Below are 16,619 nucleotides of genomic sequence, written 5' to 3'. Positions count from 1 at the left end.
GGCTATCAGAAGTTAACGCCGAGGCTCAAGGCCACGTAGTCGCGATCGGCATTGGTGTTGAAATCGCCGCCAAAGAAATCCGTGTAGCTGAGGCTCGCGGTATAGAGGTTGGCGTAGTCGGCATCCACCCCGACGCTGATGGCCTTGAGGCCTTCCTCGAAATTCGGGCCATTACCCTCGACGTCATGGGACCAGGCGAGGTTCGGCGCCAGGTTCACCCCGGCAAACACGTTCGGATAGTCGAGTCGACCGCGCAGGCGATAACCCCAGGAATCGGTGGTGTAGAAACCGTGGCTGTTGCATTCCTGTTGCGGGTTGCTCGGCCTCGTCACTCCGGCTGCCACACCCGGTACCTGGCTCGGCGCACCGGCGCAGGTTTGCGCACCGGTGGCACCAGCTCCTGGGCCCGTCGCCAGTAAGCCTGCGCCGAAAATCGTGCTGCGACCGAAACGCATGTCAGTGCCGTCAGCGTCCCCCAGGCCGTTGATACGGTTGTAGCCCACCTCGCCCACCAGGGTCAGCCGGCTGGCACCCATCACCTGATCGAAGAAACGCGTTGCGCTGAATTGGGTTTGCAGCACCGGCATCCGCACATAGCCGTCCAGTGGAGCACCGGCGACGTTCTGCGAGCGCCCCGCGACAAACGAAGGTGCGTTCTTGTTGCCCGTGGCGGCCAGGTTGAGGTCGGCACCGTTGAGTTGCAGTGGCATATTTGGCCGGTAGCTGATCTCACCCCCCAGCGATGTACCGAGGGCGTTGGTCGCGAAGCTCAAGCCGTAGAGACGAATGTCCTCGGGGTAAACCACATGGTACGTCGCGGTGCGGATCGAGTTGATCGCCCCTGGTACGGTCGCCAGGCCCGCGCCGGTGTTAGTGGTCACGGTGGCGCGGGTGAAGTCCAGGTTGGGGTTACGGCTGTGGTAGTTGAGCAAGTAAGCCCCGAACTCGGTGTCGTTCAGGTCAGGCGCGAACCAGCGCAACGCCACGCCGAACTGGCCGCTGTCTCGGGCATCACGGGTCTTGGTACGCGTCACGTAGGCATCATCGACGCCGCCGCCCTGTGCACCGGAGCCCGCCACTTGCAGGCCTGAGCCGGAGTTGCTGCCAACGCCGGGTGGTAGATCGAGACCGGCGATCACGGCGCGATCGTTGCAGCCTTCGGGCGTAACGTCGTTGCCGAAGAAGGTGCCACAGTTATCGATCACCGACGGCGCCCATTCGATCTGGTAGAACGCCTCGGCGGTGACGTTTTCCGTCAGGCCCTGGGACACGTACAGCATGTTCACCGGGATCAGCCCTTCCTTGACCTCGGCCCCCGGACGACGCAGCGCTGCCACGTCGATCGGGTTGATGCTGTTGATCGAGTTACCGATGAAGGTGCTCTCGCCCCAACTCACCACCTGTTTGCCCAGGCGTACGTTGCCCTGCAATTCGTCGATCGTGTAGTTGTGGTAGACGAAGCTGTCGAGGAACATCGCCCCTGACGACTTCGCTGCACGCTGGCGGCCGTGATCGTCGATTTCGTAGAACGGACGACTCTCGTCCATCAGTTCGAAATCGTACCAGTACTTGCCGCGCACAAACGCGCCGCTGTCGCCGTATTTCAGTTCCAAGTCGTGCACGCCCTTGAAGATCTTCGAGAAGGTTTCGCCCTTATTGAAATTCAGGCGGTTGTCATCGTTGGTCCGCGACGAGGCGCCCCCCCGAACGCCCTGGGAATTGAAGTTGGAGATGAAATCCGGATCTGGCCCGCGCACCGCCCAACTGGCCCCCACTGACAGCGATGAATCGAAACTGCCCTCAATCTCACCCATATCGAAATTTACAGCGCAAGCCTGCGCGCTAATCCCCAGTGCAACGGCTGCTGTCAGCAGGTGCGGTTGAAAGATTGCGCACTTTGTTGTTTTTGTCATGCGGCTCCCCGAACTACGGTTTGTGTTGGAGCGCCAACAGTAGGGACTGTGCCATCACGCTGACATTCCCTGATGGGGTGATTTCGGGTTACCCGTTTGGGTGATTAGGGGGATGGTGTCGATACGGGAAGTAACGCGGTTCGTCAGTGATTTTGTTTGGTGGCCGGCTCCCACAGTGGATCCGGTGTAGCCGCAAGAGAAGCGCTGACGTTTCAACCGAAAAGGGTATTGCCGGCGATGGCCAGCCTGCGGATGCTGTGGACCGAACGCAAGCGCATCGCCCAAAGGCCCGGGAGAACGACATGTCGCAGTCCCTTTCACCTCTCTCTCTTGAAGCCTGCAAACCGATCAGCCTGAACGCCGAGGTACCCTCGTCTTCCCCGTGGTTGCTACCACGCCAACATCTGACCGCTCAGTTACTGGAAAAACCGCAACGACTGCGCCTGCTCTGCGCACCGGCAGGTTATGGCAAGACCTCGTTGATCAGACAATGCATGACCCGATCCGTACCGGCACCGCGAATCCTGCAACTCGATCTGGCGGGACAACCCCTGACCCTGGCCCGGTTTTGCACACGCATCGCCGAGCAGCTCGCCGACCTGGCGCAGCCCGTCAATACGGCGGTCGCATTGCTCAGCTGGCTTGAAGGATCGAAACAACCCTGGACCCTGATCCTTGACGATTACCCGGCCAGGGCCGATACCGCACTCGATGCCTGGATCGACCACCTGCTGCTGCATTCCCCCGCCGCGATTGAACTGTGGGTCAGTTGCCGACAACGCCCGGCCTGGAACCTGCCGCGCCTGATGCTCGAGGGTGAACTGCTGGAGCTCGATCACCGGGCGCTGGCCTTTTCCCGCCAGGAGTCCGACGACCTGGTGCGCCGGTTCGCCCCGACAACCGGCGACGCGGGCTGCGAGGCGATCTGGCAGCAGGCTGCGGGTTGGTGCGCGGGCACACGCCTGCTGGTCAATTCGGCAACAGGCGCACGAGCGATGCTGTACGACTACCTGGAACGTGAATTGCTGGCCCACCTGAATGCGGAACAATGCAGCCTGCTGTGCGGCCTGGCCTATTTGCCACGGTTTAACGAAGCCCTGTGCGCTGAGTTGTGGGAGGAACACCACGACACATCATTCCTGGGTGAAATGCTGCGCGCCCATACGTTCTTCCAGCCGCTGGACAGTCAGGGTCAATGGCATTGCATCCTGCCGGCCGTGGCGCAGGCCCTGCAGGGACGAATCGACCTCAACCCAGTCAATCGACTACGCCTGCGCGCCTGCCGGGGCTTGAGTGCGGCGGGCTTCATCGAAGATGCCATCGACCTGGCCTTCAGTGCCGGCCGCGCCGATGTGGCCGCCAATTACATGGCCACCCTCAATCCGGACTGGCTGTTGTCGGGGCGCAATCTGCCACGCCTGCTCGACTGGCATGGCCGTTTGCCCGCCGGCTTGCTGACCAGCACGCCGCAACTGGTGGTCCTCAATGCCTGCGCCCTGATGATGAATGTGCGCCTGGATGAAGCGCAGGTTTGCCTGGCGCAACTGAATCGCTTCCTGCCACAACCCACGGCCGAACAGAACCGACGCCTGCTGGCACGCTGGCAAGCCTTGTGCGGCGCCATCAACGGTTTGCAGGGCCACGGCACGCTGGCCACGGAGCACTGCCAGGCAGCACTCGATCACTTGGGTGACGATCAACGCCACATGTCGTTCGTCTGCACGTTCATCCTTGCGCGCCTGGCCATGAGCAACGGCGAAACCGCCCAGGCCCAGCAGATCCTGATGCTCGCCGTCGAACAGGCCCGCCGCCAGGGTTGCCTGGTCCGGGAAGTACAGGTCAATATCCAGCGCATCTGCCTGATGATTCTGTGCGGTGAGAGCGATCTGGCCGAGCGCCTGTTGCAGCACAACCTGTCATTGCTACAGGCCGACGGCGACCGGCATGTGATGTTGCTTGGACGCTTGCGGGTGTTGCAGGGCAAGTTGCATTTGCAGCGCGCAGAACTTGATGAGTGCGAGCGGCTCCTGCATCAGGCCATGCAACTGGCCAGCGGTCATTACCTGTCCATCCTGCAAGCCCTGATGGGCCTGTCGCAAGTGTCCGCCTGCCGGGGCGATTTCCAACAGGCCTGCGCCTTCCTGCAGGACGCCGAGCGCCTTATGCAATGCGCCAATGTCCAGGAAAGCAGCTATCGCGGGGTGCTCAATCTGCAGACGCTGAGCGTATTGATCCTTCAACGGAACTGGCAGCAGGCCCTGCTCATGGCGCAGATGACCGAGCAATATCTGCGCGGCTCTGCCGCACGGTTGACCAGCGTGCAGGTGCCGTCGTTGCCGGTGCACAGTCAGCTGCTACTGGCCATCGTCGAACAGGCCGTGGGGCAAAACCGGGATGCCTGCAGGCGCCTGGAAACGGCGCTGCGCGAATGCCAACGCCTGAACTTCCATGGGCTTGAAGCCAAGGCATTGCGCCTGTTGCAACACTTCTCCCAGGACGCTGGCGCGGTCCAACCGACCCGACCGTCGAGGGCGAACGCCGGCAACTTCAACCTGGTGGTCAGCGAAACCCGGTTGGCCCCGCCAGGTCAACCCACGGTCAACAGCAAACGCGATGATCGGCTCACGAGCCGGGAGATGGCGGTGCTGGAGTTGCTCGCCGAAGGCTTTTCAAACCGTGAGATCAGCGAGCGCCTGTACATCTCGACCAATACGGTCAAGGCACACATCAAGCACGTCAATGAAAAACTGGGCGTCACCCGACGCGCCCAGGCCGTGATGCGGGCCAAGGCGACCGGTGTGCTGCTGTGAGAGAAAGGCTTCGGATGGGCAATCCAGCACCCCCCGCGCCCTGGCGATAGCGACAGCTTGCGCCTGGCCGTGGGCGTGAAGCTTGCGATAGAGATTGCGCAGATGGACCTTTACCGTGTGCGCGGAAAGCTGCAAGTGCTCGGCAACCGTGATAATCGGGTGGCCGCGGGCAACCAGACGAATCACCTGACACTCACGCTCGGTCAGCGCCGCGCTTTCCCGGATTTCTGCCCTGGACGGCGTGTCATTGCGGTGTGCAAAGCGCTTGAGCAGGTCGTCCACGAACCCCTGCACCTGCTGTGGCGGCGTCAAGCGACGCAGCAACGCGGCCAGACGGGGGCCCTCTTCGACAAAAGTGCTGCACCAGCCCTCCTCGTAGGCGAATGGCAACACCCCGCTCAACTGCGCCATCGCCGCATTCTGTCGACCCTGGCCATCAAGGGCCATGGCCAACAGCAAGCGCAGCTTGAGCGTGCGGCGCAAACGGCCGCGCTGCCGCGCGTGCTCAATGTCCGGTTGCAACGCTGCAATGGCCTGGTCGAAACGGCCCTGGGCGATGTGCAGGCGCACGTGGGCGATGGTTGGGGTATCGACGTCGTTGGCGACGAAAAATCGCTCCGTATCGGCCCAGTCGACATATCGATCCACTTGAGCCAGCGCTTGCGCCGCCGCTTTGGCGCGACCGTCCAGCGTCGCGACACGGGCACGCTCGATCCACACTGAACACCGGATGCGATGGCAAGCCTTGTCCCGCGCGGTCTGCTCAAGTACGGCGAGGTGATGGTGGCTGACCGACTGATCACCCCAGGCCCAGGCGATACGCGCCATGAGCAGACGGCTGAGGATCCAGGCATCCGCTGGAGAATCGTCAGGCCTGCATGACAGGTTTTGAGTGAGCACGCGTTGCGCTTGCGCGAGCTCGCCACTCTCATACAGCACCAGGGCACGCACACTATCGGCTTGCGTGCCAGCCGGGGCATAACATTCCAGGCGCAGGCGCGCCGTCGCCAGGCCTCCCTGGCTGAGGTCGATGAGGCTTTCCAGCGCCGTCGCCGCGCAGGCCAAGCCATCCACGCCCTGCCCGATCGCCCGGGCCAGCCTGCGCCTTGCCTCGTCGAACCGACCGAGGGCCATCAGGCGCGAGGCTGCCCGCAGGGTGATTGCGACGTCCAGACGCTACGACTTCCAGACTGCCGCAAGGTCGCCGGCGTCGAGTGCTGTCATGATCCCTGCCGTGTGCTCGCCATGGGCCGGGATCGAGCCTGGCACCTCGAGCCGACCATCGAACCGTGGCGCGGGGCTGGTTTGCAACAAGCCGTCGCGTTCGAAGTACACGCCCCGCTCCACCATATGCGGGTGCTGCGAGGCCTCGCGGGGACTCAGGACCGGGGCAAAGCACACGTCGGTGCCTTCGAGCAGGTCGCACCAGTGTTCCCGCGGCTGGCTGGCAAACACCTCGGCCAGCAAGCCGCGCAGTTCCTCCCAGCGGCTCATGTCCCACTGTTTGGCGAAACGCGGATCTTCCTGTAAGCCGAGCTTGTCGAGCAGCAGCGCATGGAACTGCGACTCCATCGAGCCCACGGCCACGTACTGGTCGTCGGCGCAGCGGTAAGTCGCGTAGAAATGCGAGCCGTCGTGCACGCTTTTACCCCGTTGCTCCTTGAGCAACCCTCGACCATTGAGCGACAGCATCAACTGCATCATGTGCGCCGAGCCGTCGACGATGGCCGCATCGACCACCGTGCCCTTGCCGGTCTGCCGCGCATTGAGCACACCGGCCAGGATGCCGATCGTCAGGTACAGCGCACCGCCACCGATATCACCGATCAGGGTGATGGGAGACGACGGCGCTTCGTTGGCGGTACCGCTGTGATAAAGCGCACCGGACAGGGCGATGTAATTGTTGTCATGACCCGCGACACTGGCCATCGGACCGTGCTGCCCCCAACCGGTCATGCGCCCGTAGACCAGGCGCGGGTTTCGCGCCTGGCAGTCCTGCGGGCCGAGACCCAGGCGCTCCATGACGCCCGGGCGCATGCCTTCGATCAGCACGTCGGCGCTTTCGATCAACTTCAGGACCAGATCACGGCCTTCCGGGCTTTTCAGGTCAGCGACCACCGAACGCTTGCCGCGGTGAATCGGATTGGCCGGGGCCTTGCCCGTCATGCCGATCGGCACCGGTTTTTCACGTTCGACTGCGATCACATCCGCGCCCAGGTCCGCCAGATGCATGGCACAAAACGGCCCTGGGCCGATCCCGCATATTTCTACGATCTTGATACCTGAAAGCATTTCTTTCCCTCGTTCGTGGTGACCAGGCGACGGGCGCTGGACGCCCTGGGTGCCCGATTGCGACTGCGCCATCAATAGTGGACACGCTAGCAAAGCCCGCCGCGAAGCGTGGCCCCCCGCCACGGGGGGCTCGGGACTGAACCCCGGGTTGGTTACTCTAAGACTTCATCCTCAAGCCATAACAACAATAGAAAGGAAGAACATATGTTTGCTCTACGTTCCCATTGGACGCTGCTGGCGGGCCTGCTGACGGTTCCGACGCTGGCCCTGGCCCAGGTCGCACCGGCCAACCCTTATCTGGCGCAGTCCTACAACAACCAGACCCATTGGAACGATGGGGCCTCGGACAGCACCGACATCGCCGTGCCGCGCGGTGCGTACAAAATGACCCCGGACGCCTACCGTGTATTGCCCAATGAGTCGGGCAGCCTGGTGCAGTACAGCGACAAGGTTGGCGATACCGACCTGTACTGGTTCTGGGCCGGTTTTTCGCTGCGCAAGGTGAAGATCGCGGACGACTTCAAGTTCACCGAAGTGGCCCGCGTCGACCTGCCGGTCAAACTGCCCAATTACCAGCCGATCACCCCTGAACAACGTCTGGAGCAAGCCGCGCAAACCCGCAAGTTTCTCGAGGCCAAGGACGAGAAAGGTTTGCTCGATTACATGAGTGCGCAACCGAACCGCATGTTGACCGGCACCACTGACCAATTGTTGGGCGGCGCTATCTATTCCCTGCTGACCCGCGACGATGCCTTCATTGGTGCCAGCGCTCGCCGGGTGTTCCGCATCGACCAGAACGATCACAAGGACCCGAGCTCCGGCATGAAGCTCACCCGGGAAGTGCAGCTTCCGGATGAACTGTTCAACAATGAAAAGACCAAGAACGGTGTCGGCGTGCCGATGGACACCACCTTCGGCATGGGCATGACCCCCAACGGCTTCCTGGTCGTCAATACCATGGGCGGAACCGTCGCTACCCTCGACCGCACCACACTGAAACTGATCGACAGCTATCGCGTGCAAGGCAGCGACGAATTGTTCCTCAACTCCTTCGCCACCGGCCCGGAAGTCGATGGCGGCGCGGTGTATGTCGCGTCCAACCAGAACATGTACCGCCTGGTAGTCGACAAGCAGGGCAAGATCCACGCGGACGAAGCCAGTGGTGCCTGGAAGGCACCATACGAGCGAGGGCCACGCTTCACGTCAATCAAGATTGCCGACGGCACCGGCTCTACACCGACGCTGATGGGCTACGGTCCGGACGAAGACAAACTGGTGGTGTTCACTGACGGCGCGAAAAAGATGAACATCGTCGCCATGTGGCGCGACGGGATCCCGGCCGGCTGGAAGCAGAAGCCCGGCACTTTGTCGCCGAGGGTGGCCGACCAGCGTGTCGTCGACATGGGTCCGAACGTGCCAACCGTGCAATCGGAACAATCGGTGGCGGTGTATGACGGGCACGCGTTCGTGGTGAACAACATCCCTGCCGTGGAAAAACCGGTACTGGCCAGGTCCGGCTACTACGTGACCATGCTCAACGGCATGACCCGCCCTGCCCCGAGCGGCGTGGCAATGTTCAAGTGGGACAATGCCAAGGACCAGTGGGACACCTTGTGGACCCGTGACGACGTGGGCTCGATCTCGATAGTGCCGATGATCAGCGGTGGCAGCCGCATGGCGTTGATCAACGGTTTCTACGCCGGTCGACTGGGTGAAGGCTTCCACATCGGCATGGACCTGGACACCGGCAAGACCGTGCTGGAAATCGCCACCGGCAGCGACCCCGTGTTCAACGGCATGTACGCGCCGATGAAGGTCGATACGCAGGGCCGCCTGATGTATGGCATGGCCTTCGGCATGGTGCTGATGGACACCAACCGCATGCAGAAAGTCGAACAGGTCGCCAAGAGCGAGTAACCGCGATCCTTCAGCCAGCGACGCCGGCCCCTCTTTGAGGGGCCGGCGTTTTTTATGCAATTAACATATCCCTGCGCAGATCCACTGTGGGAGCGAGCCTGCTCGCGAAGGGGCCGGCTCATTCGACATCAGCGGCGACTGACACTCAGCCTTCGCGAGCAGGCTCGCTCCCACAATTGTCCTGTGTACCCATTATTGGCAGCATAAAAAAACCGGGCGCATGGCCCGGCGAAACAAGGAGCTAGGTTTGGCGGCATGCGCCGCCGGATGTATCAGGCGCGACCGTAAAGGGTCACCACGCAAGCACCCCCCAGGCCCAGATTGTGCGCCAGGGCCAGGTTGGCGCCCTCGACCTGGCGTTTGTCGGCGTTGCCTCGCAACTGTTGGGTCAGCTCGTAGCATTGCGCCAGGCCGGTCGCTCCCAGCGGGTGTCCCTTGGACAGCAGGCCGCCGGACGGGTTGGTCACCACCTGGCCGCCGTAGGTGTTGTTGCCGTCAAGAATGAACTGCTCGGCGCAGCCCACATCGCACAGGCCCAGGGATTCATAGGTCAGCAGCTCGTTATGGGCGAAGCAGTCGTGCATCTCGGCGACGCGAATGTCCTGCGGGTCGACGCCGGCCTTTTCGTAGACTTCCCTGGCTGCGCGCTGCGCCATGTCGAAACCGACCACTTCGATCATCGAACGGGTTTCGAAGCAGATCGGTTTGTCGGTCGTCAACGATTGCGCGAGGATCACCACGTCCGTGCGCAGGCCATGTTTCCTGGCGAACGCTTCGGAACAGATGATCGCCGCCGCTGCGCCGCACGTTGGCGGGCAAGCCATCAGGCGGGTCATCACCCCCGGCCACATCACCATGTCGTTCATCACGTCTTCGGTGGTCACGACTTTGCGGAACAGCGCCAGCGGGTTGTTGGCGGCGTGGCGGCTGGCCTTCGCGCGGATCGCGGCGAAGGTGCTCATCTGCGTGCCGTATTTTTGCATGTGTTCGCGACCGGCCCCGCCGAACATCCGCAGCGCGCTAGGGATCTCAATATCGGCGGTGAGCTCGTCGATCACCGATTGCGTCATGTGCGTGGTGGCACGGGGGCGATCTTCCCAGTTGCCTTTCAGGGCGCCGGGTTGCATCTGCTCGAAACCGAAGGCCAAGGCACATTCGACTGCCCCGCTTTCCACGGCCTGACGCGCCAGGAACAGGGCGCTGGAACCGGTGGCGCAGTTGTTGTTGACGTTGATCACCGGGATGCCGCTCATGCCCACTTCATAGAGCGCGGCCTGGCCGCTGGTGGAATCGCCATACACGTAGCCGGCATAGGCTTGCTGTACCAGTTTGTAGTCAACGCCTGCGTCTTGCAGCGCCAGGCGAATCGCCTGGGAGCCCATTTCGATGTAAGTACCGCTGGTACCAGGCTTGACGAACGGAATCATGCCGACGCCGACAACGTAAGGTTTTTGCGACATTGCTTCTCTCCAGATTCAGTGAACGGGACGCAGGGGGAAGCCGTTCGCCCTCATCGAGGGCGAACGGCAATGGTTCGAATGACTTAGCGAATACCGGCGTTACGCAGCGCTGCCGGGGTGAAATCGCCCATGGTCGGTTGATAGGCGTAATCGGTGCCGCGCTTGTTCTCGTTGCCCAGGTTGGACACCAGGTAGCGGCCTGCCATCAGGTCGTACACGCCCATCGCGGCATACACGGCGACGCCCTGCTGGTAATCGTTGACCAGGTAACCCTCGCTGACCCGCCACAGCTGCCCGCGACCGTCGTACTGGTCGATTTCCACCGCCGCCCAGGTGTCCTCGTCGAAATACATGTGACGCTTGGCGTAGATATGGCGCTGACCTGGCTTGAGCGTGCCCTCCACCTCCCATACCCGGTGCAGTTCATAGCGGGTCAGGTCCTGGTTGATGTGGCCAGGTTTGATGATGTCCGCGTATTTCAACTTCGGCGACTGCAGCAGGTAGTTGTTGTAAGGGACGTACACCTCCTTTTTGCCGATGAGCTTCCAGTCGTAGCGATCCGGCGCGCCGTTGTACATGTCGGCGTTGTCGGCGACTCGCATGCCATCGGCGGCGGTGCCCGGGCCGTCATAAGCCACTTGCGGGGCCCGGCGCACGCGGCGCTGACCGGCGTTGTAGGCCCAGGCCATGCGCGGCTCCTTGACCTGGTCGAGGGTCTCGTGGATCAACAGCACACTGCCGGCCATCCGTGCCGGTGCGGTCACGGTCTGCTTGACGTAGAACAGGATGTTGGCGGCGTCCTCCGGCTTGGCGTCGGCCATTTTCCACGGCAGCCCCGTCGCCATTTCGATGTCGACGATGGTGTAGTCACCGTTGACCTGCGGTGTCGCCTGGGCCTGGCGGTTGATGAAGTTGGTGCCCCGCGAGCGTGTCAGGTGGTTCCACACCACTTCCAGGCCGGTTTTCGGAATCGGAAACGCGTAGTAACGCGACTGCTCGAAGTTCTTCAACGAGTAGCCGTCGTTGGTCGCCTCGGTGGTCACCGCGCTTTTCTTCACCGCGTCGTAGACCTCCTTCGGCGCCGATGCCGTGCGCTGGGTCTTGTACACGGGGATCTTGTAGCTGTCGGGGTAGCGTTGGAACATCGCCAGTTGCCCGGCGGTCAGGTTGGCCTTGTACTGCGCGGCATTGGCGGCGGTGATCACGAACTGCGGCTTTTCCCCTTCGAAGGGGTTGCCGAGAAAGTCGTTGGTCAATGGCGCGGCGCCGGGCTTGAGGCCACCGGTCCAGGCGGGAATGGTACCGCTGGCATTACCCGCCTTTTCCCCGCCCAGGGGCGTCAGTGTGGTGCCCAGTTGTGCCGCTTCCTGGGGGGATACGGCGGCCATCACGCTGGAAGCGATCAGGCTCAGGGTCAAGGTGCAGGCTTTAATCAGAGTGCTTGATTGCATTTTTATTATCTCCGTCTGACCCGTGTCAGAAGTTCACGCCGAAGCTGAGGGCGACGTAGTCGCGATCAGTGTTGGTATTCCACTTGCCACCGAAGTAATCGGTGTAACTGAGGCTCGCGGTGTAGGTGTTCATGTAGTCGGCATCCACGCCCAGGCTGATGGCCTTGTTGCCTTCCTCGAAATTGGGACCCACGCCATTGACGTCATGGGACCAGGCCAGGTTGGGCGACAGGTTGATACCGGCAATCACGTTGGGGTATTCGAGCTTGCCGCGCAGGCGATAGCCCCAGGAGTCGCTGGTATAGAAACCGTGGCTGTTGCATTCCTGCTGCGGGTTGCTCGGCCGGGTCACGCCAGGCTGGCCCGGCACCGGTGTGGCCTGGCCCACGCAGACGGCCTGATTGACCAGTTCGCCTGCGCCGAACGCGGTGTTGCGACCGAAACGTTCCTCGCTGCCGTCGCTTGCGCCCAGGCCATTGATGTGGTTGTAGCCGACCTCGCCCACCAGGGTCAGGCGCTCGGAACCGAATACCTGGTCGAAGAACCGGGTGGCGCTCATCTGCGCCTGCAGTACCGGCATGCGCTTGTAGCCCTCGACGCTGGCGCCTGCGACATTGGCAGACTGACCACCGACGAACAGCGGCGAAGCGGCGTTACCCACGGCCGCCAGGTTGATGTCGGCGCCGTTGAGGTTCAATGGCATGTTCGGCCGGAAACTCACCTCGCCGCCCAGGGAAGTACCCATCGCGTTGGTGGCGAAGCTCAGGCCATACAAGCGCACATCTTCGGGGTAGACCACGTTGTAGCTGGCGCTGCGAATCGCCGTCACCGCGTTGGCGGTATTGGTCGCGCGGGTAAAGTTCAGGCTCGGGTTGCGGCTGTGATAGTTCATCGCATAGGCGCCGAACTCGGTGTCGTTGAGCTCTGGCGCGTACCAGCGCAAGGCCAGGCCGAACTGGCCGCTGTCCCGGGCGTCCTTGGTCTTGGTGCGCGGGATGTAGGCGTCATCCGCAAGGCCAGGGGCCCCGGTGTTGTTGGCCACGCCCGGTGGCAGGTCGAGACCTGCCAGCACGGCGCGGTCGTTGCAGCCTTCGGGCGTGACGTCGTTGCCGAAGAAGGTGCCACAGTTGTCGATCACCGACGGCGCCCATTCGATCTGGTAGAACGCCTCGGCGGTGACGTTTTCCGTCAGGCCCTGGGACACGTACAGCATGTTCACCGGGATCAGCCCTTCCTTGACCTCGGCCCCCGGACGACGCAGTGCTGCCACGTCGATCGGGTTGATGCTGTTGATCGAGTTACCGATGAAGGTGCTCTCGCCCCAACTCACCACCTGTTTGCCCAGGCGTACGTTGCCCTGCAATTCGTCGATCGTGTAGTTGTGGTAGACGAAGCTGTCGAGGAACATCGCCCCTGACGACTTCGCGGCACGCTGGCGGCCGTGATCGTCGATGTCGTAGAACGGACGACTCTCATCCATCAGTTCGAAATCGTACCAGTACTTGCCGCGCACAAACGCGCCGCTGTCGCCGTATTTCAGTTCCAGGTCATGCACACCCTTGAAGATCTTCGAGAAGGTTTCGCCTTTCTTGAAATTCAGGCGGTTGTCATCGTTGGTCCGCGACGAGGCGCCCCCCCGAACGCCCTGGGAGTTGAAGTTGGAGATGAAATCCGGGTCCGGTCCCCGTGCAGCCCAACTGGCGCCAACCGATAGCGCGGAATCGAAACTGCCTTCGATTTCACCGATGCTGAAATCCTTGGCAAAAGCCTGTGGGGTGACCGCCGCAGCGACGGCGACTGCCAGCAGGTTTGGGTAGCAAGCTCTACGCAATCTCGTAATGCTCATGCGTCCTCCGATTGAATTGACACAAGGAGACCCGTGCGCACCGGTGGATGCGCTTGAGCTCCTGGCGTTGGAAATAAGATGCGCGGCCGCAACGACCGCGCGGCATGGGTTCAGGCGATCCCGCGTTGCTGGTTTTCCCAGAAGGGTTTGCGCAGTTCGGTCTTCAGCACTTTGCCGACACTGGTCAGCGGCAGTGTTTCGCGGAACTCGACACTGCGCGGTACTTTGTAGCCAGCAATCCGCTCGCGGCAGTGGGCTATGATTTCTTCGCTGCTGGCCTTGATGCCAGGCTTGAGAATGATCACCGCATGCACGGTCTCGCCCCACCTCTGGCAGGGGATGCCGATCACAGCGCTTTGTGCCACCGCGGGATGGCTGCCGATGGCGGCCTCAACTTCCCCGCAGTAGACGTTTTCGCCACCACTGACCACCATGTCCTTGAGCCGGTCGCAGATGTAGATGAAACCGTCCTCGTCCATGTAGCCGCCATCACCGGTGTGCATCCAGCCGCCGCGCAACGCCTCGGCAGTGGCCTCGGGTTTTTTCCAGTAACCGAGCATCACGTTCGGGCCGCGCACGATGATTTCACCCACGGTGCCGCGCGGTACTTCGTTGTCATCGGCGTCTACGACGCGAATTTCCACGCAGTTCACCGGCAGGCCGGCCGAGTACATCTTGCCGCTCGCCTGGTGCTCCGCGCTGTGATACTCGCTGTCGAGGAGCGCCGCTGCCGGGGAGAGTTCGGTCATGCCGTAGCCTTGGGAGAAACTGGCATCGGTGAACACCGCGCGTGCCCGGTCCAGCAAGGCCGGGGTAATGGTGGAGGCGCCGTAGATGATCCGATTGAGGGAGCTCAGGTCCAGATCCCGACCCTGTTCCTGGTGCCAGTCCAGCAGCATCTGGATCATGGTTGGCGCGAGCAGCACCTCATTGGCCTTCTCTTGGTCAATGGCACGAAGAACGCCTTGCGCGGTAAAGGTCTGCAAGACCGCATGGGTCGCGCCACTGATGAAACAGGACGTCATCGCCGCGAAGTCCGCCAGGTGAAACATCGGCATCGCATGGAGGAATGTCGTCCCCGGCTTGCAACGTCCGGCGATCAAGGAGTTCATCGCCGAGAACGCCACATTGCTATGGCTGAGCATCACCCCTTTAGGTTGGCCGGTAGTGCCGCCGGTGTAGAAAATGCCCAGCAAGGCATCACCGCTGCGGCGCGCATCTTCCACCGGCTCGCTGAGCTCGATCAGGGTTTCGTAGTTGAGCATCCCCGGTGGTGTTTCGCCGTCACCGGCGTAGATCACCACATGCACGGTTTGCGCCTGTTCGCGCACCATGGCGCCTAAAGCTTTGTGGTGATCGTCGACGATCAGCACCGTGGTTTCGGAGTCGTCCAGCGAATAGACGATCTCCGCCACACTCCAGCGAAAGTTCACCGGATTGACCACGGCATCGGCCCACGGCACAGCCTGGTAATACTCGATGAAGCGTTGCGAGTTGAACGACAGCATGGCCACGCGATCGCCACTGCCGACACCCAGGCCTTTCAATGCACCGGCCAGGCGCGCGACGCGATCACCGAACTCGGCATAGGTGATGCTGCGGCCCTGGGAACGGACGGCCACGGCATTGGGACGTTGCTGCAGATGACGGTGCAGCCCTTGAGTGATGTACATGAAAACTCCAAATTGCTTTTTTATTATTCAATCGATTTGGAACTATCGACGCGGCTGTCGGGCCGACCACAGTCGGGGTCGGCCCTGTTGTCACAACGAACGCGCAACGACCTCGCGCTGAATCTCGTTGGAACCGCCATAAATGCGTGCTACCCGCGCATCGGCCCACATCCGCCCGATCGGGTATTCGTTCATGTAGCCGTAGCCACCGAACAGTTGCAGGCAGCGATCGAGTACTTCGCCCTGGCGTTCGGTCAGCCAGAACTTGCCCATCGACGCCAGGGTGGTGTCGAGGGTGCCGTCGATCCAGCGCTGGATGATCAGGTCGACAAAGGTCCTGGCCGCCAAGACCGTCGCCTTGGCGTCCGCCAGCACGAAGCGGCTGTTCTGGAAGTCGATCACCGGTTTGCCGAAGGCCTTGCGATCCTTGGTGTATTCCACGGTCAGGCGCAGGGCGCGTTCCATCACCGCTACGGCGCCGACGCCGATCTGCGCGCGCTCGTACGGCAGCTGACTCATCAGGGTGTAGAACCCTTGCCCTTCCACTTCGCCAAGCAGGCAATCGGCCGGCACTTCAACGTCGTCGAAGAACATTTCCGAAGTGTCCTGGGCGTGCATGCCGACTTTGCTCAGCAGCTTGCCGCGGCGGAAACCCGGGGTGTTGGTGTCGACCATGAACAGCGACACGCCCTTGGCACCCTGGGTGATGTCGGTCTTGGCGATCACCAGCACCATGTCGCAGGTCTGGCCGTTGCTGATGAAGGTCTTGGCGCCGTTGATGACGTACTTGTCGCCCTGCTTTACGGCGCGGGTGCGCACCGATTGCAGGTCGGAACCGGCACCCGGTTCGGTCATGGCAATGGCGCAGATGATTTCGCCGGAACCGATCTTCGGCAGCCAGTGCTTCTTCTGCGCTTGAGTACCGGATTCGAGGATGTAGTGCGCCACGATGTGGCTCAGGCCAAGGCCCAGGCCGCCGCCGAAGGTACTCATGGCGTTGACCACGCACACGTAGTGGCCGATGTCGCCTCCCGCACCGCCGTACTCTTCCGATACATCCGGAAGGATCAGGCCCAATTCACCGGCCTTGAGCCACGCGCTACGATCGGCGAAGTGCTGCTCACGCCACTTCAGCTCGTTGGGCTCCATGTATTCCTTGCCGAAGCGCATGACCATGTCGTTGAACGACTCCAGGTCCTCGGTCATCCACGGGGAGCGGTAATTTTCCAGCATTTCAAACACCTCATGTTCTTGGGC

The 16,619-nt window shown here is 62.0% G+C and carries 9 protein-coding genes and 1 pseudogene; 2 read left to right on the top strand and 8 right to left on the bottom strand.

Annotated features, from left to right (window positions below; translation table 11 throughout):
* Positions 1-5: 5 nt before the first annotated feature.
* Positions 6-1,913: a DUF1302 domain-containing protein gene (locus tag NQL71_RS14630; RefSeq protein ID WP_274642882.1), complete on the bottom strand. Its 1,908-nt coding sequence runs from the start codon at positions 1,911-1,913 to the stop codon at positions 6-8.
* Between the two features lie 302 nt (positions 1,914-2,215).
* Between NQL71_RS14630 and NQL71_RS14625 the strand changes: the two genes are divergently transcribed.
* Complete coding sequence (locus tag NQL71_RS14625; protein ID WP_274642881.1) at positions 2,216-4,723, top strand: LuxR C-terminal-related transcriptional regulator; 2,508 nt, start codon at positions 2,216-2,218, stop codon at positions 4,721-4,723.
* Between the two features lie 54 nt (positions 4,724-4,777).
* On the opposite strand, the pseudogene NQL71_RS14620 reads toward NQL71_RS14625, so the two are convergent.
* Together NQL71_RS14620 and NQL71_RS14615 are read right to left on the bottom strand one after the other, a co-directional pair.
* Positions 4,778-5,857: pseudogene (locus NQL71_RS14620) on the bottom strand (LuxR C-terminal-related transcriptional regulator); the annotation flags it as partial.
* Between the two features lie 42 nt (positions 5,858-5,899).
* Positions 5,900-7,015, bottom strand: coding sequence for a CaiB/BaiF CoA transferase family protein (locus NQL71_RS14615; protein ID WP_274642880.1), 1,116 nt, complete (start codon positions 7,013-7,015; stop codon positions 5,900-5,902).
* A 204-nt stretch (positions 7,016-7,219) separates the two neighbouring features.
* Here NQL71_RS14615 and NQL71_RS14610 point away from each other — a divergent pair, with 204 nt between their 5' ends.
* Positions 7,220-8,932, top strand: a complete 1,713-nt coding sequence (locus tag NQL71_RS14610) for a hypothetical protein (protein ID WP_274642879.1) — start codon at positions 7,220-7,222, stop codon at positions 8,930-8,932.
* Between the two features lie 272 nt (positions 8,933-9,204).
* On the opposite strand, the gene NQL71_RS14605 is transcribed toward NQL71_RS14610, so the two are convergent.
* From NQL71_RS14605 to NQL71_RS14585, 5 genes are all read right to left on the bottom strand, one after another.
* On the bottom strand, positions 9,205-10,392 hold the full coding sequence (locus NQL71_RS14605; protein WP_077183408.1) for a lipid-transfer protein: 1,188 nt from the start codon (positions 10,390-10,392) through the stop codon (positions 9,205-9,207).
* Positions 10,393-10,475: 83 nt separating this feature from the next.
* Entirely contained in the window at positions 10,476-11,843 is a 1,368-nt protein-coding gene (locus NQL71_RS14600) for a DUF1329 domain-containing protein (RefSeq protein ID WP_077183407.1), read from the bottom strand.
* A 25-nt stretch (positions 11,844-11,868) separates the two neighbouring features.
* A complete protein-coding gene (locus NQL71_RS14595; protein ID WP_046819224.1) occupies positions 11,869-13,689 on the bottom strand; it encodes a DUF1302 domain-containing protein in 1,821 nt (606 codons plus the stop codon).
* A gap of 110 nt (positions 13,690-13,799) precedes the next feature.
* On the bottom strand, positions 13,800-15,362 hold the full coding sequence (locus NQL71_RS14590; RefSeq protein ID WP_248686720.1) for a long-chain-fatty-acid--CoA ligase: 1,563 nt from the start codon (positions 15,360-15,362) through the stop codon (positions 13,800-13,802).
* 90 nt (positions 15,363-15,452) lie between these two features.
* Positions 15,453-16,595, bottom strand: coding sequence for an acyl-CoA dehydrogenase family protein (locus tag NQL71_RS14585; protein ID WP_046819226.1), 1,143 nt, complete (start codon positions 16,593-16,595; stop codon positions 15,453-15,455).
* Between the last annotated feature and the right edge of the window lie 24 nt (positions 16,596-16,619).

The organism is Pseudomonas serbica (assembly GCF_028823535.1).
In the GTDB taxonomy this organism is placed as follows: domain Bacteria; phylum Pseudomonadota; class Gammaproteobacteria; order Pseudomonadales; family Pseudomonadaceae; genus Aquipseudomonas; species Aquipseudomonas serbica.
This window is presented reverse-complemented; position numbering and strand designations above follow the sequence as displayed.

Bases quoted from the DNA above. Each gene is read 5' to 3' on its own strand.
- NQL71_RS14625 (WP_274642881.1), top strand. From the start codon at position 2,216: ATGTCGCAGTCCCTTTCACCTCTCTCTCTTGAAGCCTGCAAACCGATC.
- NQL71_RS14630 (WP_274642882.1), bottom strand. From the start codon at position 1,913: ATGACAAAAACAACAAAGTGCGCAATCTTTCAACCGCACCTGCTGACA.
- NQL71_RS14595 (WP_046819224.1), bottom strand. From the start codon at position 13,689: ATGAGCATTACGAGATTGCGTAGAGCTTGCTACCCAAACCTGCTGGCA.
- NQL71_RS14585 (WP_046819226.1), bottom strand. From the start codon at position 16,595: ATGCTGGAAAATTACCGCTCCCCGTGGATGACCGAGGACCTGGAGTCG.
- NQL71_RS14615 (WP_274642880.1), bottom strand. From the start codon at position 7,015: ATGCTTTCAGGTATCAAGATCGTAGAAATATGCGGGATCGGCCCAGGG.
- NQL71_RS14605 (WP_077183408.1), bottom strand. From the start codon at position 10,392: ATGTCGCAAAAACCTTACGTTGTCGGCGTCGGCATGATTCCGTTCGTC.
- NQL71_RS14590 (WP_248686720.1), bottom strand. From the start codon at position 15,362: ATGTACATCACTCAAGGGCTGCACCGTCATCTGCAGCAACGTCCCAAT.
- NQL71_RS14610 (WP_274642879.1), top strand. From the start codon at position 7,220: ATGTTTGCTCTACGTTCCCATTGGACGCTGCTGGCGGGCCTGCTGACG.
- NQL71_RS14600 (WP_077183407.1), bottom strand. From the start codon at position 11,843: ATGCAATCAAGCACTCTGATTAAAGCCTGCACCTTGACCCTGAGCCTG.